The organism is Pseudomonas sp. CJQ_9, assembly GCF_043106615.1.
GTDB classification, from domain to species: Bacteria; Pseudomonadota; Gammaproteobacteria; order Pseudomonadales; family Pseudomonadaceae; genus Aquipseudomonas; species Aquipseudomonas juntendi.
Genome location: NZ_JBICMS010000008.1, coordinates 1 through 1,429, shown reverse-complemented (window position 1 = coordinate 1,429; position 1,429 = coordinate 1). Strand labels below are relative to the sequence as shown.

The 1,429-nt window shown below is 59.9% G+C and carries 2 protein-coding genes; one reads left to right on the top strand and one right to left on the bottom strand.

Features of this window, described 5'->3' with window-relative positions:
• Window positions 1-55 precede the first annotated feature (55 nt).
• Entirely contained in the window at window positions 56-985 is a 930-nt protein-coding gene (locus ACF8SD_RS01600) for a LysR family transcriptional regulator (protein ID WP_392483447.1), read from the bottom strand.
• 115 nt (window positions 986-1,100) lie between these two features.
• On the opposite strand from ACF8SD_RS01600, the gene ACF8SD_RS01595 reads away from it, so the two are divergent.
• The gene (locus tag ACF8SD_RS01595; protein WP_173887843.1) at window positions 1,101-1,361 is read left to right on the top strand and encodes a DUF2798 domain-containing protein; all 261 of its coding nucleotides are present in this window, start codon (window positions 1,101-1,103) and stop codon (window positions 1,359-1,361) included.
• Window positions 1,362-1,429 lie beyond the last annotated feature (68 nt).

Genomic DNA, 1,429 nt, shown 5'->3' with positions numbered 1-1,429 from the left:
CGCAAAGCGGCCCCAAATTACTTAACTCACTCCCATTACCCTCGTGGCGGTTTTTTCACGTCTGGACCTGCCAGGTGTCAGCCAGGTGTTCACGCAGGTACGCCATGAACACGCGCACAGCAGGCGTCATGGCAAAGCGGTCTGCCAGGCACAGGTAGATGTCCATCGGCTCGGTCTGGGCGTATGCCTGGCCGTTGTCGCTGTATTCAAACAACGGCACCAGCGCACCTGAAGCCAGATGTGGCCGCACGATGAATTCGGCCAGGCGGGTGATGCCACCATCATGCACGGCCATTTGGGTCAGCGCATCGATGTCATCACTGATGAGCACGTTGCCGAACACCGGCTCGAAGCGCAGCCCGTCACGCATGAACCCCCAACGTAGCAGGCGGCCGTCCACCGGGTAGCGGAACACCAGGCACCGGTGATCGCGCAGAGCCTCAGGCGTACTTGGTAGGCCGGCGCTTTGCAAGTAGCCGGGTGAGGCGCAGCAAATGAACGGGATACGGGCGATGTGCCGGGCCAGCAGTTGCTCTTCCAACTGCGGGGTGATGCGCAGGCTCACATCGACATCTTCACGGGCATGGTTGACGCGGCGATCGGTCGTTACCAATTCTATCGAAAGCAGTGGGTAGCGGGCGCTGAATGCGGGTATAAGGGGAGCCAGCACATGGCGACCGAAGGCCGAGGTCGAAGCAATGCAGAGTCGGCCCTGGGGTTCACTGTCTGGGGTGGTGATGGCCTGCTCGGCTTCGGCAAGGTCACGTTCGATATGGCTGACACGTTGGTAGTACTGGTTGCCTGCGGGTGTCAGGGACATGCTGCGGGTTGTGCGGGTAAGCAGGCGCACCTGGAGATGGCCTTCCAGGCGGGCGAGGTTCTGGCTGACCGCGGCCGGGGTGAGGCCGAGGTTACGGGCGCCAGCGGCAATGCTGCCGGCTTCGACCACCTTGATGAAGCAACGGATGGCGTTGAGCAGGTCCATGTAGTGGCCCTTGAATTCGTAAGCATCTCTTTATAAAGAACTCAGTATTGCTGGTCTACTGCTGCCACTGCGAGGGTTGCTAGCCTGCGGCTTCACTCAACTTCAAGGAGTTAGCATGAGCGATCTCTCCCCAACCCGCAGCCGCCGCAAATTGCACCCCGTCGCCACGCCCTATGTTTTCGCGTTCTACATGTCTTCCATCATGGCGTTATTGATGAGCTTTGTTATTACTGCGGCGAACGCTGGCGTTACCCCCGACTACCTGAGCAATGTATTGAAGGCCTATCAGTTGGCGATGCCGGTGGCGTTTGTCTGTGTATTGATGGTGAGGCCGGTGGTTGTACGGCTGGTGGCGATCACAGTGCATGCCAAGTGAGGTCGCCTACCGCTGGCACAGGCGGCGCTGGCCCACCTCTTCAACCCCCGCACGCCTGTTGATTTGGT